Origin of the sequence: Pseudomonas akapageensis (genome assembly GCF_011355085.1) — a bacterium.
GTDB lineage: Bacteria > Pseudomonadota > Gammaproteobacteria > Pseudomonadales > Pseudomonadaceae > Aquipseudomonas > Aquipseudomonas akapageensis.
The window spans coordinates 290224-313220 of record NZ_VXCP01000010.1; the positions used below are offsets into that span (position 1 = coordinate 290224).

At 61.3% G+C, this 22997-nt stretch carries 20 protein-coding genes; 5 read left to right on the forward strand and 15 right to left on the reverse strand.

Annotation, left to right across the window (positions count from 1 at the left end):
* Nucleotides 1-5: 5 nt before the first annotated feature.
* The gene (locus F2S13_RS08440; protein ID WP_166360014.1) at nucleotides 6-215 is read right to left on the reverse strand and encodes a cold-shock protein; all 210 of its coding nucleotides are present in this window, start codon (nucleotides 213-215) and stop codon (nucleotides 6-8) included.
* A gap of 224 nt (nucleotides 216-439) precedes the next feature.
* Here F2S13_RS08440 and plsB point away from each other — a divergent pair, with 224 nt between their 5' ends.
* Both plsB and F2S13_RS08450 read left to right on the forward strand, forming a co-directional pair.
* Complete coding sequence (gene plsB / locus F2S13_RS08445) at nucleotides 440-2926, forward strand: glycerol-3-phosphate 1-O-acyltransferase PlsB (protein ID WP_166360015.1); 2487 nt, start codon at nucleotides 440-442, stop codon at nucleotides 2924-2926.
* An 83-nt stretch (nucleotides 2927-3009) separates the two neighbouring features.
* Nucleotides 3010-3696 (forward strand): DUF4197 domain-containing protein, encoded by a 687-nt coding sequence (locus F2S13_RS08450; protein WP_166360016.1) that lies wholly within the window; start codon nucleotides 3010-3012, stop codon nucleotides 3694-3696.
* Nucleotides 3697-3834: 138 nt separating this feature from the next.
* Here F2S13_RS08450 and F2S13_RS08455 read toward each other — a convergent pair whose 3' ends face one another.
* The 3 genes from F2S13_RS08455 to F2S13_RS08465 all read right to left on the reverse strand — a co-directional run bounded on the left by F2S13_RS08455 (nucleotide 3835) and on the right by F2S13_RS08465 (nucleotide 10333).
* Nucleotides 3835-6906 (reverse strand): efflux RND transporter permease subunit, encoded by a 3072-nt coding sequence (locus tag F2S13_RS08455; RefSeq protein WP_166360017.1) that lies wholly within the window; start codon nucleotides 6904-6906, stop codon nucleotides 3835-3837.
* Between the two features lie 5 nt (nucleotides 6907-6911).
* Nucleotides 6912-8012, reverse strand: a complete 1101-nt coding sequence (locus F2S13_RS08460) for an efflux RND transporter periplasmic adaptor subunit (RefSeq protein WP_166360018.1) — start codon at nucleotides 8010-8012, stop codon at nucleotides 6912-6914.
* A gap of 137 nt (nucleotides 8013-8149) precedes the next feature.
* The gene (locus tag F2S13_RS08465; RefSeq protein WP_166360019.1) at nucleotides 8150-10333 is read right to left on the reverse strand and encodes a TonB-dependent receptor; all 2184 of its coding nucleotides are present in this window, start codon (nucleotides 10331-10333) and stop codon (nucleotides 8150-8152) included.
* Nucleotides 10334-10547: 214 nt separating this feature from the next.
* Between F2S13_RS08465 and F2S13_RS08470 the strand changes: the two genes are divergently transcribed.
* The gene (locus F2S13_RS08470) at nucleotides 10548-11183 is read left to right on the forward strand and encodes a TetR/AcrR family transcriptional regulator (RefSeq protein WP_166360020.1); all 636 of its coding nucleotides are present in this window, start codon (nucleotides 10548-10550) and stop codon (nucleotides 11181-11183) included.
* Here the strand turns inward: F2S13_RS08470 and F2S13_RS08475 are convergent.
* A complete protein-coding gene (locus tag F2S13_RS08475) occupies nucleotides 11161-11955 on the reverse strand; it encodes a class I SAM-dependent methyltransferase (protein WP_166360021.1) in 795 nt (264 codons plus the stop codon). The genes F2S13_RS08470 and F2S13_RS08475 overlap by 23 nt on opposite strands.
* Nucleotides 11956-12047: 92 nt before the next feature.
* Between F2S13_RS08475 and F2S13_RS08480 the strand changes: the two genes are divergently transcribed.
* Nucleotides 12048-12668 carry an energy transducer TonB gene (locus tag F2S13_RS08480; protein WP_166360022.1) on the forward strand — a complete coding sequence of 207 codons (621 nt, stop codon included), beginning with the start codon at nucleotides 12048-12050 and terminating at the stop codon, nucleotides 12666-12668.
* A 4-nt stretch (nucleotides 12669-12672) separates the two neighbouring features.
* On the opposite strand, the gene F2S13_RS08485 is transcribed toward F2S13_RS08480, so the two are convergent.
* The 8 genes from F2S13_RS08485 to ppc all read right to left on the reverse strand — a co-directional run bounded on the left by F2S13_RS08485 (nucleotide 12673) and on the right by ppc (nucleotide 21113).
* Entirely contained in the window at nucleotides 12673-13062 is a 390-nt protein-coding gene (locus F2S13_RS08485) for a hypothetical protein (protein ID WP_166360023.1), read from the reverse strand.
* The gene (locus F2S13_RS08490; RefSeq protein ID WP_166360024.1) at nucleotides 13059-14480 is read right to left on the reverse strand and encodes a PAAR domain-containing protein; all 1422 of its coding nucleotides are present in this window, start codon (nucleotides 14478-14480) and stop codon (nucleotides 13059-13061) included. Before F2S13_RS08490 ends, F2S13_RS08485 begins: the two co-directional genes overlap by 4 nt.
* A gap of 137 nt (nucleotides 14481-14617) precedes the next feature.
* A complete protein-coding gene (locus tag F2S13_RS08495; protein ID WP_166360025.1) occupies nucleotides 14618-15448 on the reverse strand; it encodes an isocitrate lyase/PEP mutase family protein in 831 nt (276 codons plus the stop codon).
* Nucleotides 15449-15475: 27 nt separating this feature from the next.
* Complete coding sequence (locus tag F2S13_RS08500) at nucleotides 15476-16345, reverse strand: DUF72 domain-containing protein (RefSeq protein WP_166360026.1); 870 nt, start codon at nucleotides 16343-16345, stop codon at nucleotides 15476-15478.
* A gap of 4 nt (nucleotides 16346-16349) precedes the next feature.
* Nucleotides 16350-16661 carry a hypothetical protein gene (locus F2S13_RS08505; RefSeq protein ID WP_166360027.1) on the reverse strand — a complete coding sequence of 104 codons (312 nt, stop codon included), beginning with the start codon at nucleotides 16659-16661 and terminating at the stop codon, nucleotides 16350-16352.
* A gap of 131 nt (nucleotides 16662-16792) precedes the next feature.
* Nucleotides 16793-17467 (reverse strand): tRNA (adenosine(37)-N6)-threonylcarbamoyltransferase complex dimerization subunit type 1 TsaB, encoded by a 675-nt coding sequence (gene tsaB / locus F2S13_RS08510; protein ID WP_166360028.1) that lies wholly within the window; start codon nucleotides 17465-17467, stop codon nucleotides 16793-16795.
* A gap of 88 nt (nucleotides 17468-17555) precedes the next feature.
* Nucleotides 17556-18203, reverse strand: coding sequence for an adenylate kinase (adk, locus tag F2S13_RS08515; protein WP_166360029.1), 648 nt, complete (start codon nucleotides 18201-18203; stop codon nucleotides 17556-17558).
* Nucleotides 18204-18476: 273 nt separating this feature from the next.
* Nucleotides 18477-21113, reverse strand: a complete 2637-nt coding sequence (gene ppc, locus F2S13_RS08520; protein ID WP_166360030.1) for a phosphoenolpyruvate carboxylase — start codon at nucleotides 21111-21113, stop codon at nucleotides 18477-18479.
* A gap of 157 nt (nucleotides 21114-21270) precedes the next feature.
* Here ppc and F2S13_RS08525 point away from each other — a divergent pair, with 157 nt between their 5' ends.
* Complete coding sequence (locus tag F2S13_RS08525; protein ID WP_166360031.1) at nucleotides 21271-21615, forward strand: pilin assembly protein; 345 nt, start codon at nucleotides 21271-21273, stop codon at nucleotides 21613-21615.
* Nucleotides 21616-21748: 133 nt separating this feature from the next.
* Here the strand turns inward: F2S13_RS08525 and F2S13_RS08530 are convergent, their stop codons facing one another.
* Both F2S13_RS08530 and F2S13_RS08535 read right to left on the reverse strand, forming a co-directional pair.
* Complete coding sequence (locus F2S13_RS08530; RefSeq protein WP_166360032.1) at nucleotides 21749-22075, reverse strand: PA3694 family proteiin; 327 nt, start codon at nucleotides 22073-22075, stop codon at nucleotides 21749-21751.
* A complete protein-coding gene (locus tag F2S13_RS08535) occupies nucleotides 22072-22995 on the reverse strand; it encodes an alpha/beta fold hydrolase (protein WP_166360177.1) in 924 nt (307 codons plus the stop codon). Before F2S13_RS08535 ends, F2S13_RS08530 begins: the two co-directional genes overlap by 4 nt.
* Between the last annotated feature and the right edge of the window lie 2 nt (nucleotides 22996-22997).

A 22997-nucleotide genomic window follows, 5' to 3' on the forward strand; every position in this document is an offset into this window, starting at 1 on the left:
GTCGCTTAAAAACCTACAACATCTTCAGCCTGCAGGCCTTTCTGGCCTTCTACCAACGCGTACTCGACCTTCTGCCCTTCTACCAGGGAACGATGGCCTTCGCCGCGTATGGCGCGATAGTGCACGAATACATCCGGGCCGCTTTCACGCTGAATGAAGCCATATCCCTTGGCGTCATTGAACCATTTCACGTTACCAGTCTCACGAGACGACATCTGTACTACTCCGTCTTTTTTATTATGGAAGATGATGGAAGCGCCCTTGCTGACAGCACAGGTTTCAGCAACTGCCTGAAACCTCGGCGGGTCGAGTATATGACAGCCTCGCCATAATTTTGATGACCGCGCGGCATTTTGCTGAACTTGCGCAGATACGTCACACTAGGGCGCGACCAACCGAGCAAATGCTCGTTTTTATTTTCAGCCAAAGCAGAAGCCGTATGACCCGCTCCCCGTTCCGTCGTCTCGTGTTTGGCGCCTTGCGTCGGCTGTTGTACCTCTGGGTCCGCTCGGAGACGATCAATCAGTCGTCCTTCACCTTGAACCTGGACCGCAGCCGCCCGGTGTTCTACGTATTGGAATCGCCATCGCTGAGTGACCTGGCCGTGGTCGATGCCGAGTGCACCAAGGCCGGCCTGCCACGTCCGGTACTGCCTGTCTCGGTCGGGACCTTGCTGGAACCGGCCGCCTTCTTCTACCTGACACCGGAACCCGACTGGCTGGGCCGCCAGGACAAGCGCGGTGCGCCGCCAACCCTGTCGCGGCTGGTCGCCGCCATCAGCGAGCATACCGAAGAAGACGCCCAGATCATTCCGGTGAGCGTGTTCTGGGGCCAGTCCCCGGTCAGCGAGTCGAGCCCCTGGAAACTGCTGTTCGCCGACAGCTGGGCCGTGACGGGGCGTCTGCGCCGCCTGATGAGTATCCTGATCCTTGGCCGCAAGACCCGGGTGCAATTCTCGGCCCCCATTCATCTGGGTGAGCTGATCAAGCAGAACAAGGGCCATGAACGCACCGTGCGCATGACCCAGCGCCTGCTGCGGGTGCATTTCCGTAATCTGAAAACCGCCGTGATCGGTCCGGACATTTCCCACCGGCGTAACCTGGTGAAAGGCCTGGTCCACGACCCGCTGGTGCGTCAGGCCATTGCCGATGAAGCCGAGCGCGAGAAGATCCCGCTGTCCAAGGCCGAAGCCCAGGCCCTGCGCTATGGCAACGAGATTGCCTCGGACTACACCTTCACCGTTGTCCGCTTTCTCGAAGTGGTCCTGAGCTGGTTCTGGAACAAGATCTACGACGGCATCAAGGTCAATAACATCGAAGGCGTGCAAGGTATCGCCCAGGGCCACGAGATCATCTACGTCCCCTGCCATCGCAGCCATATCGACTACCTGCTGCTGTCCTACCTGCTGTTTCGCAACGGCCTGACCCCGCCGCATATCGCCGCCGGGATCAACCTCAACATGCCGCTGATCGGCAACCTGCTGCGCCGCGGCGGAGCCTTCTTCATGCGCCGCACTTTCAAGGGCAACCCCTTGTACACGGCGGTGTTCAACGAATACCTGCACACCCTGTTCACCAAGGGCTTTCCAGTCGAATACTTCGTCGAAGGCGGACGTTCGCGCACCGGACGCATGCTGCAACCCAAGACCGGCATGCTGGCGATCACCTTGCGCAGTTACCTGCGCTCCTCACGCGTGCCCATCGTCTTCGTGCCGGTTTATATCGGTTATGAACGGGTGCTGGAAGGTCGCACCTACCTGGGCGAGCTGCGCGGCGCGAGCAAGAAAAAAGAATCGATCTTCGATATCTTCAAGGTGCTCGGCGCGCTCAAGCAGCGCTTCGGTCAGGTTGCGGTCAACTTCGGCGAACCGATCAAGCTGGCGGAGTTTCTCGATCAACAGCAACCCGACTGGCGCGAACAGGAGCACGGCCCGCAATTTCGCCCAGCCTGGTTGAACCAGACGACCCACCGCCTCGGCCAGAAAGTCGCCCGGCACCTGAACGAAGCGGCGGCCATCAACCCGGTCAATCTGGTTGCCCTGGCCCTGCTCTCTACCAACAAACTGGCGCTGGATGACCGTGCCATGGCGCGGGTGCTCGACCTGTACCTGGCCCTGTTGCGCAAAGTGCCCTACTCACCGCATACCACCTTGCCTCAGGGCGATGGGCGGGCGCTGATCGAGTACGTCAAGGGCATGGACCTGCTGTCCGAGCAAAGCGATGCACTGGGCAAGATTCTGTACCTGGATGAACAGCATGCGATCCTGATGACGTACTACCGCAACAATGTACTGCACATCTTCGCCCTGCCAGCGCTGCTGGCCAGCTTTTTCCAGAGTGCTTCGCGCATGAGCCGCGAGCAGATCCTGCGCTATACCCGCGCGCTCTACCCGTACCTGCAATCGGAACTGTTCATCCGCTGGACGCTCGATGATCTCGACCAGGTGATCGATCAGTGGCTGCATGCCTTCGTCGAGCAAGGACTGCTGCGCTTCGAGAACGAGGTCTATCTGCGCCCAGCGCCCAGCTCGCGCCATTTTGTTCTGCTGACGCTGCTGTCGCGCTCCATCACCCAGACCTTGCAACGTTTCTACATGGCCACCTCACTGCTGCTCAACAGCGGCCAGGACACCCTCAGCGCCGAGGAACTGGAAGACCTGTGCACCGTCATGGCCCAGCGCCTGTCGATCCTGCATGGCCTCAACGCACCGGAATTCTTCGACAAGAGCCTGTTCCGTCACTTCATCCAGACCATGCTCGACCAGGAAGTGGTGACCCGCGATGCGGCGGGCAAGCTGGGCTACCACGAATTGCTCGGGGATCTGTCCGAAGGGGTCGCGAAAAGGGTATTGCCGGCAGAAATTCGTTTATCGATTCGGCAGGTGGCGTTGCACCGCAGCGAGGACGCGGCCGAGCAAGGTGCTTGAGAGAAGCCGAAACGCCCGGGTAATCTCGACGAACAAACAGATCAGGTTCATTGAACATCTTCAGAACACAACAGGAAGCCTCCATGCGCCATCCCCTTACCAAAGCCTGCCTGTTCGCGGGTTTGCTGCTGTCGGCCAATGTCTTCGCACTTTCCCTGGGCGATCTGTCGCAAAAGGATGCTACCGGCGGCTTGAAGGACGCACTGATCCAGGGCGCCCAGGTTGCGGTCAAGCAACTCGGCAAGCCCGGTGGTTTCAGCAATGACCCCGAGGTACGCATCGAATTGCCAGGTAACCTCGGCAAGGCCGCCAAGGCCATGAAGAAATTCGGCATGGGTGCCGAGGTCGAGCAGCTGGAAAGCAGCATGAACAAGGCCGCCGAGGCCGCGGTGCCGCAAGCTCAGGCATTGCTGGTCGATGCGGTGAAGAAAATGACCGTCGAGGATGCCAAGGGCATTCTCGACGGCGGCAAGGATTCGGCCACCCAGTACCTGAGCAAGACCAGCCGCGAACAGATCCGCGTCAAGTTCCTGCCTATCGTCAAGCAAGCCACCGACAAGGTGGGTCTGGCCCAGCAATACAACAACTTTGCCGGGCAAGCGGCGGCCTTGGGCGTGCTCGATACCAAGAATGCCAATGTCGAAGGCTACGTGACCGAACAGGCGCTCAATGGCCTGTTCGAAATGATCGCCAAGCAGGAAGCGACGATCCGCGAGAACCCCGCGGCGGCGGCGACCAGCCTGGCGAAGAAGGTGTTCGGTACGCTTTGATTCGATAACGGCTACACCACGAATCACCTCGTTCCCACGCTCTGCGTGGGAATGCCTCTACTGACGCACCGCGTCACGACGCAGAGCGTCTGCCACCGCATTCCCACGCAGAGCGTGGGAACGAGAGTACGGTCGAAATCAAACCTGGCCCTTCTTCACCCGAAACCACGCCGCATACAGCGCCGGCAGGAACAGCAACGTCAACGCCGTCGCCACGATCAGCCCACCCATGATCGCCACCGCCATCGGCCCGAAGAACACGCTGCGCGACAGCGGGATCATCGCCAGTACCGCCGCCAGGGCAGTCAGGACGATGGGCCGGAAGCGCCGCACCGTGGCCTCGATGATTGCCTGCCAACGGTCCACCCCGGCGGCGATGTCCTGTTCGATCTGATCGACCAGAATCACCGAGTTGCGCATGATCATCCCCGACAAGGCAATGGTGCCGAGCATGGCCACGAAACCGAACGGCTGACGGAACACCAGCAGGAACAGCGTGACACCGATCAGTCCCAGGGGCGCTGTGAGAAAGACCATGAAGGTGCGCGAGAAGCTGCGCAGTTGCACCATCAGCAAGGTCAGCACGACCACGATGAACAGGGGCACCCCGGCTTTCACCGAGTTCTGCCCCCGTGTCGAATCCTCGACGCTGCCGCCCACGTCCAGCAGATAGCCATCAGGCAGCTCGGCACGAATCGGTTCAAGGGTCGGCAGGATCTGCTTCACCAGCGTGGCCGGCTGCTCCTTGTCATAGATATCAGCGCGCACGGTCACATTCGGCAGGCGGTTGCGGTGCCAGATAATGCCCTCTTCGAATCCGTATTCGAGTGTGGCGATCTGCGACAACGCAACGCTCTGGCCATTGTCGGTCGGCACCGCCAGGCTTGGCAGGCGTGACAGTTCGGTGCGCTCCTGGACGGTGCCGCGCAACAGGATCTCGATCAACTCATTGTCTTCGCGATACTGACTGACGCTGGCCCCCGTCAGGGAGCTTTGCAGGAACTTCGACAGGTTCGCCGTGCTCACGCCCAGGGCCCGGGCCCGGTCCTGATCGATGTTGAGGTAGACGGCCTTGCTCGGTTCTTCCCAGTCCAGGTGAACGTTGACCACATGGGGGTTCTCGCGCACCTTTTCCGCGACCTTGCGCGCCAGGGCGCGCACTTCGTCGATATGCTCGCCGGTCACACGAAACTGCACCGGATAGCCCACCGGCGGTCCGTTCTCCAGGCGCGTGACCCGCGAACGCAGACCCGGAAATTCCTCGTTGAGCGTCGAGATCAGCCAACTGCGCAATTGCTCGCGCTCCTCGATGGTTTTGGCGCGCACCACGAACTGGGCGAAGCTGGCCGCCGGCAGTTGCTGGTCCAGCGGCAAATAGAACCGAGGTGAACCGGTGCCCACGTATGCCACGTAATTGTCGATGCCCGGATGATTCTTGAGCAGCGCTTCGAGGTGCTGAACCTGTTCGGCGGTGTTGCTCAGGGAAACCCCTTCGGCCAACTTCAGATCGACCATCAGCTCCAGCCGGTTGGAGGCCGGGAAGAACTGCTGCGGCACGAAACGAAAGAGCACCACCGAGCCGATGAACAGCACGATGGTCGCCAGAATGACCGTCTTGCGCCGACGCACGCACCACTCGACCAGGCGTCTGACGCGCTGGTAAAACGGCGTGCCGTAGGGGTCGTGGCCCGCTGCTGAGCCGCCATGGCGGGCCGCATGCAGCTTGGCCAGGTCCGGCAGCAAGCGCTCCCCGAGATACGGCACGAACACCACCGCTGCAACCCAGGAAGCAAGCAAGGCGATGGTCACGACCTGAAAGATCGAACGGGTGTACTCGCCGGTGCCCGACTGGGCGGTGGCGATCGGCAGAAAGCCTGCCGCGGTGATCAGAGTGCCGGTCAACATGGGAAACGCCGTGCTGGTCCAGGCGTAACTGGCCGCCTTGAGCCGGTCGAAGCCCTGCTCCATCTTGATCGCCATCATTTCCACGGCAATGATCGCGTCATCCACCAGCAAGCCGAGGGCCAGCACCAGCGCGCCCAGGGATATCTTGTGCAGGCCGATGCCGAGGTAGTACATGGTGGCGAAGGTCATCGCCAGCACCAGCGGAATGGCCAGGGCCACTACTAGGCCGGTGCGCAGGCCAAGGGAAAAGAAGCTCACCAGCAGCACGATCACCAGGGCTTCGGCCAGCACCCGGACGAATTCGCCGACGCCGCTCTTCACCGCCGCCGGTTGGTCGGACACCTTGCGCAACTGCATGCCGGCCGGAAGATTCTGCTGGATTCGTTCGAACTCCGCTTCCAGCGCGCTACCCAGGGTCAGGATATCGCCGCCATCCTTCATCGAAACGGCCAGGCCGATCGCATCCTCGCCCATGAAGCGCATGCGCGGCGCGGGTGGGTCATTGAAACCGCGGCGAACCTGGGCCACATCGCTGATACGGAACGTACGGTCGCCGACCCTGATCGGGAACGCCTTGATCTGCTCCACCGTCTGGAAGCGGCCGCTGACGCGCAATTGCAGACGCTCGCTCGGGGTTTCGAAGAACCCGGCCGTGGTCACCGCGTTCTGTTCCTCCAGCGCCTGCTGCACGGCTACGAGCGGCAACCCCAGGGTCGCCAGCTTGACGTTGGACAGCTCGATCCAGATCTTTTCGTCCTGCAAGCCGAGCAGCTCGACCTTGCCCACATCCTTGACCCGCTGCAGTTGTATCTGCACCCGGTCGGCATAGTCCTTGAGCACGGCGTAGTCGAACCCTTCACCGGTCAATGCATAGATATTGCCGAAGGTGGTGCCGAATTCGTCGTTGAAGAACGGGCCCTGGACGCCCGGCGGCAAGGTATGCCGAATATCGCCGACCTTTTTCCGGATCTGGTACCACAGCTCGGGAATTTCCACCGAATGCATGGAGTCGCGGGCAATGAAGGTGACCTGCGACTCACCAGGGCGCGAGAAGGAAACGATGCGCTCGTATTCGCCGGTTTCCATCAGCTTCTTTTCGATGCGCTCGGTGACTTGCCGGGACACTTCCTCGGCACTGGCGCCCGGCCAGTTCGTGCGGATCACCATGGCCTTGAAGGTGAATGGAGGGTCTTCGCTCTGCCCCAGTTTGGTGTAGGAAAGCGTACCGACGACGGCCAACAGCAGCATCAGGAACAGCACGATCTGGCGATTGCGCAACGCCCATGCCGAAAGGTTGAAACCCATGGGGACTACTCCTTGGCCGCCAGATTCACCACGCGATTGGACCGGTCCACCGGCCGTACCTGCTGTCCTTCATGCAGGACATGAACACCTGCTGCCACTACCCAGTCCGAGGCATTCAAGCCTTCGAGCACGGGCACGCTGGTTTCGCCGAAAGCACCGGTGCGCACCGGGGTGCGCTTCAAAGTGCTGTTGGCGTCGACCCGCCAGACGTAATTCACTCCATTTTCAGAGGTGAGTGCCGACAGCGGTATCGACAGCGGCACATTTTCAGCCGTCTGAATGAACACCCGGGCACTTTGCCCGAGTTCTGCCGGCAGCTTGCCGGCGGTGAAGGCGATGCGTGCGGCAAAGGTGCGCGAGCGCGGATCGGCGGCAGGCGACAGCTCGCGAATGCGGCCATCGAAGCGGGCGTCCGGTTGTGACCAGAGCTCGACGGACACCGGCTGGCCAATCTTGAAACGACCGATGTTCTGTTCAGGAAGGCTGATCAGCACCTCGCGCTCGCCATCGACCGCCAGGGTGAATACCGTTTGCCCCGAGGCGACTACCTGCCCGACCTCGAGCAGCCGCTTGGCCACTACGCCATCCTGGGGCGCGCGCAATATCGCGTAGCCGGCCTGGTTGCTGGCCACGTCGAACTCGGCGCGGATCTGCTTGAGTCGGGCTTCACCGGATCGGTAGAGGTTCTCGACGTTATCGTATTGCGACCGGCTGACCATTTGCCGGTCCATCAAGGTTTTGTAGCGATCGCGCTCGGCACGCACCATCCGCAGGTTGGCCTCCGCCGCCGCGACCTGGGCGCGCATGGCCTCCAACTGCAGGCGCACGTCCTGCGGGTCGAGCTCGGCCAGGGACTGGTTGGCCTTGACTCGCTCACCCTCCTCGACCAGACGCCGACTGACCTTGCCGCCGATGCGAAACGCCAGCTCCGGCTCCAGCCGCGCGCGCACCTCGCCGGGATAGCTGTCCACCGCGGACGCCGCCGGCTGCGGCTGCACCACCATGGCTGGGCGCACAGCCGTTTGCACGGCCTGTTCCTGGCCACAGGCGGCCAGCAGCAGGGTCAGAGTGATGGGCAAGGCGAGCGGCAAGGCATGGCGCAACATGATGAACGACCTTTCGCGAATGACGCTTGGAATATTTATACTCGCGAGTATATTAAATCAGGGTACCGGAGGGGGGAAGCAACTGTTGCATAGAATTTTCCAGGCCCCTCCCGCCCCCTTCACCCCTGCGGGTCGGATCAGAAACTGTAGACGCCGGAAACAATCAACGCCCTGGCATCCCCGAACTCCAGCGCCGAAGAGCGTGATGCACTACCGATCACCTGGCGCACGCGTTCGACGTAGGCCTTGTCGAAGAGATTGTTGGCGTTGAGTTGCAGCTCCAGTTCTTTGTTGACCTGGTATTGCAGCATCGCGTTGTGGACCCAATAGGCACCGATCTTGGCGGTATCCACCGAAGTCAGATTGCGCTCGCTGACATAACGCGCCCCGTAGCCGAGGGTAAGCCCGGCGGGCAGTTCATAGCTGGTCCACAGATTGAAGGAACGCGGCGGCGTATTACTCAGTGCCTGACCTTCGCGCATTGGCGTGACCCGAGACTTGAGGGTTTCGCTGTCCAGGTAGGTGAAGTTGGCGAAGACGTGCCATTGCTCGGTCAATTCGCCGGTCATGGCCAGCTCCAGGCCCTGTACCCGTTGATGACCGGCCAACAGCACAGTGCCGTCGCGCAGGCGTTCGCGGGCGTTGTCCCTTTCCACGCGGAACAAGGCGGCTTCGAGTCCCAGGCGCGAGTGCAACAGCTCCCATTTGGTGCCCAGTTCCCAGGTCGTGTTCTGCTCGGGCGCAAGCTCCGAGGCGCTGGCGTTGTAGCCATTGCCAGTGGAAACCAGGTGCTCCGCCGATGGGTTGAAGGACGTGCCCCAGGCCAGGTAGACGCGGCCGTTTTCGGTCGGTTTGTAGACCAGCCCGGCGCGTTGACTGAATTGACCGTCCCGGGTGTTCACCTGGCTGATCGTGCCGTCGGCCTTGGTCTCTTTGGCACGCCCGGTGATCAGGTCGTAGCGCAGGCCCAGGCTCAAGTCCCATTGCTCGCTCAAGGCCAGCGTGTCGAACAGGTACAGCGCCTTGTCGTCCAGGCTGTTGCGGGTTCTGGCCAGAGGCTCGAAATCCGTCGGGCCATTCCAGTAACCGGGCGGGTTAGACAGATCGAAGCCCCCGGCAGGAACGAAACGAGTGAGGTTGTACGAAGAAGCAGCGCGGTCGTAATGCTCGCGGGAAACCTCACTTCCCACGATGAGTGTGTGCCCGAGCCCAAAGGTACCGAAGCGACTGGTCAGGTTCGTCTGGTTGATCCACAGCGCGGTTTCGACATCTCGGCCATACCCCTGCGCCCCGACTGGCTTGTAGCGCCCCGGTGGCAAACCCTCTGTCTTGACGTGCGAGGCCGAGATGACGGACTCGCGCCGTATTCGCGCAAACCGCGAAAGATTACGCAGGGACAGATCATCATTGAAATCATGTTCGAAGGTAACGGTAAAGCTGTCGGAGGTGATTTCGTCCCGGTCCAGGTTGCTATAACCGAAGAAGCTTGCGCGGCCAACGCCGAGAAGGACCTTGCCATCTCGCGCCGGCAGGCCATAGTCGGGCTGATCACGCTCGCGTTGATGAAAGTAATTCAGGGTCAGGCGCGTGGGATCATCCATGCCGAATGTCAGGGACGGTGCGACGCCCCAGCGGCGCTGATCAATCTGATCACGACCCGGCACGTCATTGCCATGGGCCATGAGGTTAAGGCGAAACGCCGCCCCGGGTGCCAGCTCATCGAGGCGCTGGTTGGTGTCGAGTGTCTTGCGCTTGTATTGGTCCGTGCCGATGCCTGCCCCCAGACGGGTAAACGCCTCGGCCTCGGGCTGTTTGCTGATAATGTTGATCGTGCCGCCCGTGGTGCCGGCCCCACCGAACACCGAGTTCGGCCCTTTGATCACCTCGACGCTCTCGATATTGAAGGTATCGGTGCGGCGTGTCTGGGGGCTGTCACGCAAGCCATCGACCTGCATATTGGCGTTGGCGCTGAAGCCGCGAATATTGATACTGTCGCCCGAGCCGCCACCGCCCTCGCCCGCGTTGAAGGTGATGCCGGAAACGTTCGACAAGGTCTGGCGCAGACTCAGGGCGCCCTGCTCGCGTATCACGCGCTGGGGCACGACCGTGATGGTCTGCGGCACGTCCAGCAGCGGGACGGCGTACTTGTCCGAAGCCGAGCGCTCGCTGCGGTAACGTTGCTCGGCTTGCGCCCCGACGTTGATCCTTTCGAGCTCGATGGTTGCCGTCTCGCAACAGTCCTGCGCCATGCTCGGAAGCGAGCACCCCATCAGCGCCACACCCAGTACCGAAGGCAAACTGATGTTCGTATTGTGCTTCATGAAATAACGCCTCAATAAAAATGAGACGCGATTCTATTGATCAGCAAATGGCTGTGAACGCCAGGGAAAAAATCAGGAAGTTTCGTACCAAGAGGGATTACAAACCATTGAAGGGTTCGTCCGAGCTAATCGTCAGACGATGGATATTCCTCCTGATTCGGGCTGTTGGACGCGGTAAGATGCCAAACTGATCAGTCCACTATTCAAGTCCCGCATGCCTAACGATCCAGCAGTACAGAGCGGCCCGGGCCGCCCCAAGGATCTGGCCAAGCGCCAGGCCATCCTCGACGCCGCCAAACAGCTCTTCCTGAGCAATGGCTACGCCAGCACGAGCATGGATGCCGTCGCCGCCGCTGCCGGTGTGTCGAAGCTCACGGTGTACAGCCATTTCACGGACAAGGAGACGCTGTTTTCCGCCGCCGTCATCGCCACCTGCGAGGCGCAGTTGCCGGAGCTGTTTTTCGAATTGCCCGCAGGGGTGCCGATCGAAACCGTGCTGATGAACATCGGCCGAGGCTTTCAGGCACTGATCAGCAGCCGCGAGTCGGTCAATCTGCATCGGCTGATCATGACCCTGGGCAGCCAGGACCCGCGCCTGTGCCAGATCTTTTTCGAGGCCGGCCCCATGCGGGTCATCAGCGAGATGGAAGGCCTGCTGACCCGGATCGACCAGAGCGGCGCGCTGCGCATCGACAAGCCGCGCAACGCTGCCGAACACTTTTTCTGCCTGCTCAAGGGCGCCGCCAACTTCAAGCTCCTGCTCGGTTGTGCCGGCCCCCTCAACGCGCAAGCCGCCGAGGAGCATGTCGAGGAAGTGGTGGCGTTGTTTATGCGGGCTTATCGGCCTTGAGCGCTTTCTTCGGATAAATGTCGTAGCGGCTCGATTTGCCCTCCAGCGAATGGCTCGGCTTGGGCCCCTCGATGCAGGGCGCCTTGCGTGGGCGCTTGACCACCACCCGGTGACTGGCCAGGGCCAAGGCGGCTTCGAGCAACGCCGGCGCATCCATGTCGTCGCCGACCAAGGGACGGAACACGCGCATTTCCTTTTTCACCAGCGCGCTCTTGTCGCGATGGGGGAACATGGGGTCCAGGTAAACCACCTGGGGCGCCTCGCCTTCCCAGGCGCGCATCAGGTCGATGGCGTTGCCGGTCAACAGACGCATGCGAGCAATGATCGCGCCCACCTCGGCATCGCCCTTGGCGCGCAACAGACCGTCCTCGAGCAATGCGGCAATCAACGGCTGACGCTCGATCAGGCTCATCTCGCAGCCCAGGCTCGCCAACACGAAAGCATCCTTGCCCAGCCCCGCCGTGGCGTCCAGAACACGCGGCCGTACGCCTTGCTGGACACCCACGGCCTTGGCGATCATCTGCCCGCTGCCGCCACCGAACAGGCGACGATGGGCCACGGCACCTTCGACGAAATCCACCCGCACCGGGCCCGGTGCCTCCGGGCCGAGCTGCTGCAACTGCAAACCGGCCTCGCCAATCTGTACCGCGAACTGCGCAGCATCGTCCGAAAGCGGCAGTTGCAACCGGCTTGCCCACTGCTCGGCCTGGGCCTGGCAGGCCGGGACCAGTGCTTCGACGCGGATGCGGCTGCCCGCTATTTGCTCAACCATGAATTCCTGCACTCAAAAATTAAATGATCGGCGCAAATGGCCGATAACCAGATATTCGGTATTTTGCCAGACCCGGACGCTTCGCGACTGCCATGTCAGACATTCAATACGCATCGATAGGTCATTTGCCGCTGGTCGGCGACTACAGCCTGCGCAATACCCAGGCACTGGGCGGTGTCAGCCACCTGTGGCAGGACTTTTTTGCCCAGGCCATGGCCGACCAGATGGGCGATGCGAAGCAAGTGTCTGCGGCAACGGTCAACAAGGTCGACCCGAAGACGGGCGAACCCCTGGGTGGCAGCGAAGTCCTCGCCGAAATCATCTCCCAGCGCCTGTGCGATGTGCAGGACACCGCGTTGCGTCCGCCGGAGCCATTGTTCCTGCCGATTGCCGAATTTGAAATGGACTTGCTCGACAAGCCTGCGCCTCCCTTCGAACCGGCTGAAATCATTGCCCAGCAGAGGCAACTCGATTTCGAAAGCGGCTGGGTGCGTCCTCTGGTGCTGAACGCCGGCCAGCCTGTACCCGAGCCAGGCCCGGCGCCCGCGCCACGCCCAATGCACTTGCCGATTGCAGAGTTTGAAATGGATCTGCTGGACAAGAAGCCGGAGCCTTTCGATGCCGTGACATTGCGTGAACAGCAAGAGCATCTGGACTTCGATATCAGCTGGACGCGGCCGGTGGTGTTGCAGAATGTGCGGTTGGCGGCCTGAGGCTTCAGCCTTCTGTGAGCTTGAGTAGACCAACTGCCAAAAACAGCCAAGCCCCTCCTGTCCATGTCAGGTAAATCGAAATAGCCAGCCGCCGCTTGAGGTGCGCAGGAAAGTTGCGTAACTCGTTGGGGTCGAGCAGACCATGCTTGAGAAATTGCTTCGGCCATAACACTGCCCCTGCAATAACGCCGGTTTCTATCATGCGAGAAAAAAAGCTGAAACCTGCCAAAAATCGCATGGTAGTAGTCAAAAATTGACTATTGCGAAAAACGGCTTTCATTTTCTCCAAGTCGTGATGTGTTGTGTAAGCGTTTATCGCCATACCTGAAAAGCCGACCAGAAAGGGGGCTAACATAAAAGCAAAAGCCCACCAAGAACTCCAAAATGTTGTCATGGGTTAAGCGTCCCGAAAATAAAGTCTCCCATCCACTCACCTGCTGCTTCCCCACCGACTCCACCTGCGTAAGACGCCCCTCCTACGACCACGATGGCGCAGAGCGCTGTGCCAACTCCTGCTGTTCCTAAGCCGACGGCCACACAGATAGGGCCAGCCACAGGACTAGCAAGCAATCCCACCAGGCTGCCGCCAGCCATCCCTCCAAAGAAACTACCCGTCTCGGTAAATCGAATCTTCCGGCACTCCTGGGTTTCACCAGCCCGGCAAACCTCCTGAACTTTGGCATAGGAAGAGAAACCACCCAATCCGACGCCAATATAGCCCCCATACTTCAGGTACTTGGCCGCCTTGGCGATCTGCTCCATATACGTGGCATACCCGAGTATGTACCCGGAGGCGCCGGAACGGCTCCAGTGATGCACCGGGCTACTACTGGCCATACCCAGGTCGCGACGCAGGCTGTCGTAACTGCCGAGGTCGACTTGCTTGTTGAAGAAGGTGGTTTTCAACTGGGCGTCAAGCTGGCCGTAGAGCTGATGGCGCGTATCGAAGAACGTCTTGCTTCGCAGGTGTCCATGGGCCGTGAATTCCCGTTGGTGCAAAAGCTCAAGGCTGCGCAGGGTGCCTTCGACCTGCTTGAGCCCCTTGTCGAGCATATCCTTGCCGACGCCCATCGCTTCGCTCGCACCGCCGGTGAGAAGGGCAATTTCGCCCAAATGGCGCGCCATGAAGTTGGCTTCTTCTGCGCTCAGTGGCGCCAAGGCTTCGCGCACCTGGGCGGCTGCGGCCATCATGGCGGCATCCTCGCGGGTGCAGGCCGTTGGGTTGTACGGGTCGCCGAGGACGAAGAGTTCGCCGGCCTTGAAGCCGTAGCCAAAGGAGGGGTTGAGCTGCTTGAGTCGATTGATCAACTGCGCCGCCGGGTAGGGATTGAGCTGGCGCAGGACCTGCTCACCGGACATGCTGTGGGGCACGATGTAGAAGCCCGGCTCCAGGGCGTCTGGGCTGCCGTAGATCGCGGGTGCTGGATTGTTCGAAGAAGCGAAACTGGATTGGCGTGGTGCTGGCGGGCTGTTGGTTGCGGCTGGGGAAGCCGATTGAGCCATTGTTCGGCGGGCCTGCGGTGCAGCGCTTCGGCTCGACTCATAGCTGGCGTTGAAAATCGTAGGAGTCAGTTCAGCTTTGCAGGGGCAATTGCTGAAGCTATCCAGATGTCCGGCCACGCGCCTGCCGTTACTCGTGATGTATGAGACTCCGCCCGTGATCACATAGGTCTTTCCATCCTTCCCGCAGGTGACCCGATCACCTTCACGAGCATGGGCGATGCCAAACATCATGACGCGTGTATCTGCTTCCTGAACTGCGCCACCGCAGGTGGTCTTGTCGCCCAGGCGGATGAAATATCCCTTAGCCATGGATTGAACTCCTTGTACGAATAAGCTGAGTTAGGGCCAATTGCCAGGCCCTAGACTCGATACAAGGGGATTTAGAGTAAATCGGAAATTTCCGAAAAATATGCGGGAAAATGGATTGCAATCACTAAACTACAGGCTCAGCGCTTGAACAACTGATTCAACTGCGCAAAGGGCATAGCCTGCTCGGCGAAGTCGAACCGGCCATGGCCGGCAATGTCTTCGGCAGCCCTGAAGAATGCGCCATACGCCGCCCTCGCCAGTGAAGACCCAACGCTGATGCGCTTGACGCCCAGATCGCTCAATTCATCGACCGTCAGCCTGACACCACTGAGCCCCATCAACACATTCACCGGCTTGGGTGCCAAGGCTTGCACTACGGCAGCAATCTCTTCGCGGGTGCGCAAACCCGGCGCATACAGTACGTCGGCTCCGGCCTCGGCAAATGCCTGCAGGCGGGCAATGGTGTCATCCAGGTCCATGCGGCCATTCAAGAAGTTTTCCGCCCGGGCGGTGAGCATGAACGGGAACGGCAGACTGCGCGCCGCCGCCACGGCCGCTTCGACCCGCGCGACCGCGTGAGCGAAAGGATAGATCGGCGCCTCGGCAAGACCCGTGGCATCTTCGATCGAGCCGCCCACCAGGCCTGCCGCGGCAGCCTGGCGGATGGTCTCGGCGCAGCCTTCGGGATCGTCGGCAAAGCCGTTCTCGAGATCCGCCGCCACCGGTAACGCCGTGGCATCGACTATCGACCTGGCATTGATCAAGGTTTCTTCGCGGGAAATCGCGCCTTCGCCATCGGGCCGACCCAGCGAGAACGCCAGGCCCGCACTGGTGGTCGCCAAGGCTTCGAAGCCCAGGCTTGCAAGCAGTTTCGCCGACCCCGCATCCCACGGGTTGGGAATCACAAAGGCCCCATCACGCTCATGCAAGGCTTTGAACGCCTGGGCTCGAAGGGTTTGAACATCCATATGCACACTCCTTGAGGATCAACTGGCTCAGAGTAACCCGAGCTGCTCACTGACAGGCTCTCTGTATAGCTCAGGTAAGGCCGGCAGGCCCGGCAATCGTTCCATCAGGCCGCGATGAAAGCGCTGCGCCAGGGCCGGGGCAAGGTAGTTGTCGGAGGTGTGCAGGAAGATGTAGGGCGTGCGTCCTTCCTCGATCCAGCCGGCCACCTTGTCCAGCCAGGGCAGCAGGAACGGCTCGTTGGCGGCAAGCTCGGGATGGCCAATGAAACGTACCTGCGGCGATTGGCTGAAGGCTGCCGGACGCGGCGGCACCCGAGGCTTCTTCGATTGTGCGTGAAGCACGGCCGGGGCACTGGAGTTGCAACTGAACAAGGCGCGCGGGTCCAGGCAAATGCGCTCCACACCACGATCGAGCAGTATGCGGTTGAGCAGCCGCTCTTCATCGCCCTTGGCAAAGAACGCCGGATGCCGCACCTCGACGGCCAATGGCCGGTCGAGCGCATCGAGAAAACCCGCCAGCTCCGCCAACTGCATTGGCGAGAAGGTGGCCGGCAACTGCAACCAAAATGGCGAGACGCGCTGACCCAAGGGTTTGAGCAATGAGAAAAAGTCTTCGGCTGCCGTCACCTGCTGACGCAGGTCACCGCTGTGGCTGATGTCACGGGGGAATTTGGCGGTGAACCGAAAATGCTCGGGCATGCACTGGGCCCAGCGTTCGACGGTGGCCGGTGCGGGCCGGGCATAGAAGGTAGTATTGCCTTCGACAGCGTTGAACACCTGGGCGTACAACGAGAGGAAATCGACGGGTTTGGCGTTATCCGGATACAGGTACTCGCGCCAGGCGTTTTCGCTCCAGGACGGGCATCCGAGGTAGTAAGGCAGTTGCGGATCGGTCATCCGCTCAAATATACAGGTCGAGCCCCATCACTTCCATTTCCCAGTCGCCGAGGCTGGCTGTGGTGAGGTAGCTGGCCAATGCGGTAGCAACCCGACTGTTGCGGGCGCGTGGAAAGATCATGTCCTGCTGACGGGCCGGCAGGGTGCCGATGCGGCTGCCCTGGGCGCGCGGGGCATTGCTAGAGACGGAAGCAGGGTCGGTGCGAACTTCGTATTCACCATCCAGATCCTCGACCGCATCATCGATCAGCACCCTGCCTTTGCGAGGCTGGCGCTTGACGGGATAGGAATGTGAGGAAACTCCGTCTATTCGCATAACGGTCTTCTCATGATCGATGATGGCAATTTAGTTGCACTTTGCTCACTGCGCAAATGTACGACTGATAACTGGACCACAGATAATGAAAAAGGTTTGATTCGACGCAAAAAAAGCCGACGAACTGCCCGTCACCGCGCCTTCGGCGTAGCCACTTTGTCGCGCAGGTAAACCGGTTGAGCCAGGTCGGCCGCAATGCCTTCACCCCGCCCCCAGGCGAACTGGGCGAGGGTCAGCAAATCCAGCGCGTGCGGCAACAGCGTCGCGTCCTGGCCACTCAGGGCCACTGGAATACGGTCGGCATAACCCCAGCCAGTGCCGGCACCGAACCATTCACCGCTCGCCTCGGCTGGCAGGCAGGCCTTCTCCGGCGGCAGCACCGCCTCGGCACCGACCAGGCGCATCTCCCCTGCGTTCTCCTGGTAGCAACCCCAATACACTTCATCCATGCGCGCATCGATGGCCGCAGCCACCTGCCGCGCACCGTGTTCGCGCCAGGCCCGCTGGGCCAGCAACGCCAGGTTCGACACCGGCAAGACCGGGCGCTCCAGGGCAAAGGCCAGGCCTTGCACCACGCCGATGGCAATGCGCACACCGGTAAAGGCACCAGGGCCGCGGCCGAAGGCGATGGCATCGACTGCCGACAGGCTGGTCCCGGCTTCGGCCAGCAGGTCCTTGATCATCGGCAGCAGCTTTTGCGCGTGCAGGCGCGGGATCACCTCATAGTGGCTCAGGATCTTGCCGTCATGCAGCAAGGCAACGGAGCAGGCTTCAGTGGCGGTATCCAGGGCCAGCAAGGTGGTCATCGGGGGTTCCAGGCGAATGAAAAAGAGGGCGGCATTATAAACAACAACGGCCCGCAAGCGGGCCGTTGTATGAACATCGCAGCGATGATCAGTTCAATGCAGCGAACACCTTGGCGGTGATGGCTTCGACCGAGCCCACACCTTCAATGCGGCTGTACTTCGGCTTGCCGTTGGCGGCAGACAGTTTCTGGTAGAAGTCTACCAGCGGCTTGGTCTGCTCGTGGTAGACAGCCAGGCGCTTGCGCACGGTTTCTTCGGTGTCGTCTTTGCGTTGAACCAGGTCTTCGCCGGTCACATCGTCCTTGCCAGCCACTTTCGGCGGGTTGTAGACGACGTGGTAAACGCGACCCGAGCCTTCATGAACACGGCGGCCAGCGATACGCTGAACGATCTCTTCGTCTTCGACGGCGATCTCGACCACGGCGTCCAGCTCGATACCGGCAGTCACCAGGGCTTCAGCCTGTGGGATGGTGCGCGGGAAGCCGTCGAACAGGAAACCCTTGGCGCAATCGGCCTGGGCAATACGGTCCTTGACCAGGGCGATGATCAGGTCGTCGGAGACCAGGCCACCGGCGTCCATGATGCTCTTGGCCTTGATGCCCAGCTCGGTGCCAGCCTTGACCGCGGCACGCAGCATGTCGCCGGTGGAGATCTGTGGAATACCGAACTTTTCAGTGATGAACTGTGCCTGAGTACCTTTACCGGCCCCGGGAGCTCCCAGCAGAATGACGCGCATCGATGTGCTCCTCAATTTTTTATATGAAAGTCGTCGGACTCGCCACAGGGGCCAATCCCAGAATCTGGTGCAGGCCACAAATCGGGCCAAAGGCTGATCAAGATACACAGCACACTTGTGCCACACAAGCCGTCGAAAGTGCGACAAAGTGGCAGCCGGTGGACGCTTTTGCACCGGGTTGACCAAAGTGCAACCCCACTCGAATGGGCGCAAGGGATGTCACTTTCGCCGCATTCGGGTGGTCGTTTTTTCTTTTATTCGAGCTTGCCAGACTCAGCCGGTATTACGCAAACCGGCCGCAATTCCGGCGACAGTCACCAGCAGCGCTTGCTCCAGAGGGCTGTCCAGAGCCGTCTCGCGTACCCGTGATCGGGCCAGCAGCTCGGCCTGCAATAAATGCAGCGGGTCCAGATACGTATTGCGCAAGCGGATGAATTCCAGTGTGTCAGGGCTATGTGCCAGCAACACCGACTGTCCGGTCAGACCCAGCACGATCGTACACGCCTGCGACAATAGGTCGCGCAAATGTGCACCCAAAGGTCGCAGTTCCGGTTGCACCAGACGTTCGTCGTAGAGTCGGGCAATATCGGCGTCGGCCTTGGCCAAAACCATCTCCAGCATATCGATGCGTGTACGGAAGAACGGCCACTGTTCACGCATGCTCGCCAGCAACGGCCCCTGCCCGCGTTCCAGGGCCTTGCCGAGCGCCGCCTCCCAGCCCAGCCAGGCCGGCAACATCAACCGCGTCTGGGTCCAGCCGAAGATCCATGGAATGGCCCGCAGGCTTTCTATGCCACCGGCCCTGCGCTTGGCCGGGCGGCTGCCCAATGGCAACCGTCCCAGCTCCTGCTCTGGCGTCGACTCGCGGAAATACTCGACGAATTGCGGGTTGTCGCGCACCACGCTGCGGTACGCCTGGACACCGTCGGCGGCCAGCTCGTCCATCAGCGAGCGCCACGCGGGCTCCGGGGGTGGTGGCGGCAGCAAGGTCGCTTCCAGCACCGCTGCCAGGTACAGATTGAGGTTCTGTTCGGCGATGTCCGGCAGGCCGAACTTGAAACGAATCATCTCGCCCTGTTCGGTGGTGCGGAAGCGCCCGGCCACCGATCCCGGCGGCTGCGACAGGATCGCCGCATGCGCCGGGCCGCCGCCGCGCCCCACGGTGCCGCCACGACCGTGGAACAACACCAACTCGACTTGCTGCTCGCGACAGATCCGCACCAGTGTTTCCTGCGCCCGGTACTGGGCCCAGGCGGCAGCCGTGGTACCGGCGTCCTTGGCCGAGTCGGAATAGCCGATCATGACCTCCTGCGGCCCCTGCAAACCGGCGCGATAGCCCGGCAACAGCAACAGTCGTTGCATCACCGGCCCCGCGTTGTCCAGGTCCGCCAGGGTCTCGAACAGCGGCACGACCCGCATCGGTCGCATCACGCCGGCTTCCTTGAGCAGCAATTGCACGGCCAGCACATCGGAGGCAGCACCGGCCATGGAGATTACGTATGAGCCCAGCGAGTCCGCCGGTGCGGCGGCAATTTCGCGACAGGTCGCCAGGACTTCGGCGGTTTCGTCCTGGGCCCTGAAATGTGCCGGCAGCAAGGGGCGGCGGTTGTTCAGCTCTTTTTGCAGGAAGGCGATACGTGTCTCTTCGTCCCAGTCGCCGTAGCGCCCCAGGCCCAGGTAATCGGTAATTTCGCTCAATGCTGCCGTGTGTCGCGCCGCGTCCTGACGGATATCCAGGCGCACCAGGAACAAGCCGAAGGTCACCGCCCGACGCAGGCAGTCAAGCAGCGGGCCGTTGGCGATGACGCCCATGCCGCACTCGTGCAAGGACTGAAAGCACAACTCCAGCGTTGCAATGAGTTCACGGTTGCTGTGCAGAACCTCGGCCGACGCCGGCTGAGTCTCGGGCAACGATGCCTGGGCCCAGTTACGGGTTGCCCGCAGCCGTTCGCGCAAGCGCTTGAGCAGCGCCCGGTAGGGTTCGGCACTGTCGCCGACCACTTCGCGCAATGCAGCGTTGGCCTGCTGCATGGACAACTCGGCAGCCAGGTTATCGACATCGCGCAGGAACAGGTCGGCGGCCATCCAGCGCGCCAGCAACAGCACTTCGCGCGTCACCGCAGCGGTGACATTCGGATTGCCGTCACGGTCACCGCCCATCCAGGACGCGAAACGGATGGGGGCAGCCTCCAGCGACAGGTGCAAGCCGGTGGCGTCATGCAGCGCCTTGTCGGCCTTGCGCAGGTAGCTCGGGATCGCCTGCCAGAGCGAATGCTCGATGACGGCAAAGCCCCATTTGGCTTCGTCGACCGGGGTCGGTCGGGTACGGCGGATTTCTTCGGTGTGCCAGGCTTCGGCGATCAGGCGTTCCAGGCGTCGCTTGATCTGTTCGCGCTCGGCGGGGATCAGATCACGATGGTCCTGGGCCGCCAGCTGCGCGGCAATGGCGTCGTACTTCTGGATCAGGGTGCGACGAGCCACTTCGGTCGGGTGTGCAGTGAGCACCAGCTCGATGTCCAGGCGCCCCAATTGCCGGGCCAGGGCTTCGTCGCTGTGGCCTGCGGCCTTGAGTCGCGCCAGCAATTCCGGCAGCACCCGGGCCTCGAAGGGCTCAGGCTGGTGGGCGTCGCGGCGGCGAATCAGTTGGTACTGTTCGGCGATATTGGCCAGGTTGAGAAATTGATTGAAGGCCCGGGCAACGGGCAGCAGTTCGTCTTCGCTCAAATCATTGAGGCTGGAGCTCAGTTGCTCGGCACTGATGTCCGTGCTGCGTCGGTCAGCCTTGGCCCCTCGGCGAATGCGCTCGATCTTCTCCAGAAACGCATCGCCATGCTGCTCGCGAATGGTATTGCCCAGCAACTCGCCCAGCAGATGGACGTCCTCGCGCAAGCGCGCGTCGATATCGGTCATCGGTCTTCTCTCCAGCATCGGCCACTTCAGGAAAACACCACTCAACAGACAGAGTGCCCCAGCCCGCCGCCCGGTTACAAGGCGACCAAGGTTAAACAGGGCTAATCTGAACAAACGCCCCATGAGGGTTTTGTGCCGCCCAGGCGGTGAGGTTCATATGAAAATTCGCGAGCTTGCCCAACACTGGGAACAAAATGCCAAGGGCCGCCTGACCAAGACTGCCTATAGCCTGCATCTGGACGTGGAATCGGCTGCACGCCTGGCGGCGATCGCCGAGATGTACCCAAAACGTCAGCCGGAGGAACTGCTGGGTGAACTGCTCGGGGCTGCGCTGGAAGAGCTGGAAACCAGCTTCCCCTACGTCAAGGGACAACTGGTGATTGCCACTGACGAAGAGGGTGATCCGCTGTATGAGGATATTGGGCCTACGCCGCGGTTTCTGGCGTTGTCGCGGCGGTATCTGCATGATCTTTCTGCCCAGAATGATGAGCAGAAGCACTAATTGCTTTTTGTGTCGCCTGGGCTGACGTCATCGCTGGCAAGCCAGCTCCCACAGTGGTTTTGTGTGCGCCACAACCCTGTGGGAGCTGGCTTGCCAGCGATGAGGCCCGAAAAGACGATATCAATTACAAGCCTTACTCAACCTTCTGCGGCGTCTCCTGCCCCATGCACCGCACCGCCTGCTTCTTGCGATCAACCAGCACACCGGTCAGCCCCTTCTGCTCGGTATCGAACAGCACCAGCACGCCATCGATGCACTGCGCCACTTGCGGTGCGGGGTCCAGGGACACCTTGTAATCCTCCCCCGGAATGGTCTTGAGCATGGTGAAGTCGGACAGCAGCAGCGCATCTTCCGGTTTGGCGAAATGCAGGTACCCGTAGTACCACAGGGCACCCACGGTGCCGAGGATGCTGCAGATTCCCGTGATGATCAGGGGGATGGCGTTACGTTCTTCACTCATTGCGGACTCTCGGAAGGTTCATCGTCGGAAGGCGGCACGGGCGCAGCCTGCGGATAGTTCGGAACCTCCGCCAACCGTCGCAGCCCGTTGAAGTGCTGCGGGTCATCCAGAAACCGCAGCATGACCTTGCGCCAGGTCGGGTCGAAAAAGGTTTGCACGTGCCCACCTCGGGTCAGCTGCAGGACCCTGGGCGGCGGCGCAGCTTGATACAGTTGGATGCCATTGGAAAGAGGCACGATTGTATCGTCGATGCTCTGGAAGAACAGTTTCGGCACCCCAGTCAGTCGATCCATCGATCGAATTGCACTGTCGCCATCCGGAACCAGCCAGGACAACGGCACCTGCAGCGGCCAGAGGAGCCATGAGGAGCTCAGGGCAGACTGCCCCACATCGCGATAGCTGGCCGGCACTCCATCGAACACCAGGGCCTTGAACCGCTCGCGCTGTTCAGGGTGCTCGACCAGATAGTGCACGGCCAGGGCACCACCGAGGCTCTGGCCCAGCAACACCAGCGGTCTGCCCTGCACTTGCGGGGCTTGTTGCAACCAGTCCATCGCCGCGTCGATGTCCTGGTAGACCTCCGGCAGTTCGGGCTTGCCCTCGCTCACTCCATAGCCGCGGTAATCGAGCAGCAGGACTTGATACCCCTTTGCCGGCAGCCACCAACTGCCGCCCAGGTGCCAGGCCAGGTTGCCGCCGTTGCCGTGCAAATGCAGTACCGTGCCCTTGAGCGGCACACCCGCCTTGACCGGCAGCCACCAGCCGTGCAGGCGAGTGCCATCGGCAGCCTTGAAGTAGACGTCGCTGTATTCCAGGTGGGCTTTTTTCGGGGTGAAAGGCAAGCCAGGCTCGGGGTAGAACAGCAACGAGCTGCAGCCGCTCAGCCCCGACAGCAATGCGATGAGGCCGAGCGCCCCGATGA

What these genes read in the sequence shown, in the direction of transcription:
- F2S13_RS08440 (WP_166360014.1), bottom strand. Translation starts at nt 215, where the DNA reads ATGTCGTCTCGTGAGACTGGTAACGTGAAATGGTTCAATGACGCCAAG.
- plsB (WP_166360015.1), top strand. Translation starts at nt 440, where the DNA reads ATGACCCGCTCCCCGTTCCGTCGTCTCGTGTTTGGCGCCTTGCGTCGG.
- F2S13_RS08450 (WP_166360016.1), top strand. Translation starts at nt 3,010, where the DNA reads ATGCGCCATCCCCTTACCAAAGCCTGCCTGTTCGCGGGTTTGCTGCTG.
- F2S13_RS08455 (WP_166360017.1), bottom strand. Translation starts at nt 6,906, where the DNA reads ATGGGTTTCAACCTTTCGGCATGGGCGTTGCGCAATCGCCAGATCGTG.
- F2S13_RS08460 (WP_166360018.1), bottom strand. Translation starts at nt 8,012, where the DNA reads ATGTTGCGCCATGCCTTGCCGCTCGCCTTGCCCATCACTCTGACCCTG.
- F2S13_RS08465 (WP_166360019.1), bottom strand. Translation starts at nt 10,333, where the DNA reads ATGAAGCACAATACGAACATCAGTTTGCCTTCGGTACTGGGTGTGGCG.
- F2S13_RS08470 (WP_166360020.1), top strand. Translation starts at nt 10,548, where the DNA reads ATGCCTAACGATCCAGCAGTACAGAGCGGCCCGGGCCGCCCCAAGGAT.
- F2S13_RS08475 (WP_166360021.1), bottom strand. Translation starts at nt 11,955, where the DNA reads ATGGTTGAGCAAATAGCGGGCAGCCGCATCCGCGTCGAAGCACTGGTC.
- F2S13_RS08480 (WP_166360022.1), top strand. Translation starts at nt 12,048, where the DNA reads ATGTCAGACATTCAATACGCATCGATAGGTCATTTGCCGCTGGTCGGC.
- F2S13_RS08485 (WP_166360023.1), bottom strand. Translation starts at nt 13,062, where the DNA reads ATGACAACATTTTGGAGTTCTTGGTGGGCTTTTGCTTTTATGTTAGCC.
- F2S13_RS08490 (WP_166360024.1), bottom strand. Translation starts at nt 14,480, where the DNA reads ATGGCTAAGGGATATTTCATCCGCCTGGGCGACAAGACCACCTGCGGT.
- F2S13_RS08495 (WP_166360025.1), bottom strand. Translation starts at nt 15,448, where the DNA reads ATGGATGTTCAAACCCTTCGAGCCCAGGCGTTCAAAGCCTTGCATGAG.
- F2S13_RS08500 (WP_166360026.1), bottom strand. Translation starts at nt 16,345, where the DNA reads ATGACCGATCCGCAACTGCCTTACTACCTCGGATGCCCGTCCTGGAGC.
- F2S13_RS08505 (WP_166360027.1), bottom strand. Translation starts at nt 16,661, where the DNA reads ATGCGAATAGACGGAGTTTCCTCACATTCCTATCCCGTCAAGCGCCAG.
- tsaB (WP_166360028.1), bottom strand. Translation starts at nt 17,467, where the DNA reads ATGACCACCTTGCTGGCCCTGGATACCGCCACTGAAGCCTGCTCCGTT.
- adk (WP_166360029.1), bottom strand. Translation starts at nt 18,203, where the DNA reads ATGCGCGTCATTCTGCTGGGAGCTCCCGGGGCCGGTAAAGGTACTCAG.
- ppc (WP_166360030.1), bottom strand. Translation starts at nt 21,113, where the DNA reads ATGACCGATATCGACGCGCGCTTGCGCGAGGACGTCCATCTGCTGGGC.
- F2S13_RS08525 (WP_166360031.1), top strand. Translation starts at nt 21,271, where the DNA reads ATGAAAATTCGCGAGCTTGCCCAACACTGGGAACAAAATGCCAAGGGC.
- F2S13_RS08530 (WP_166360032.1), bottom strand. Translation starts at nt 22,075, where the DNA reads ATGAGTGAAGAACGTAACGCCATCCCCCTGATCATCACGGGAATCTGC.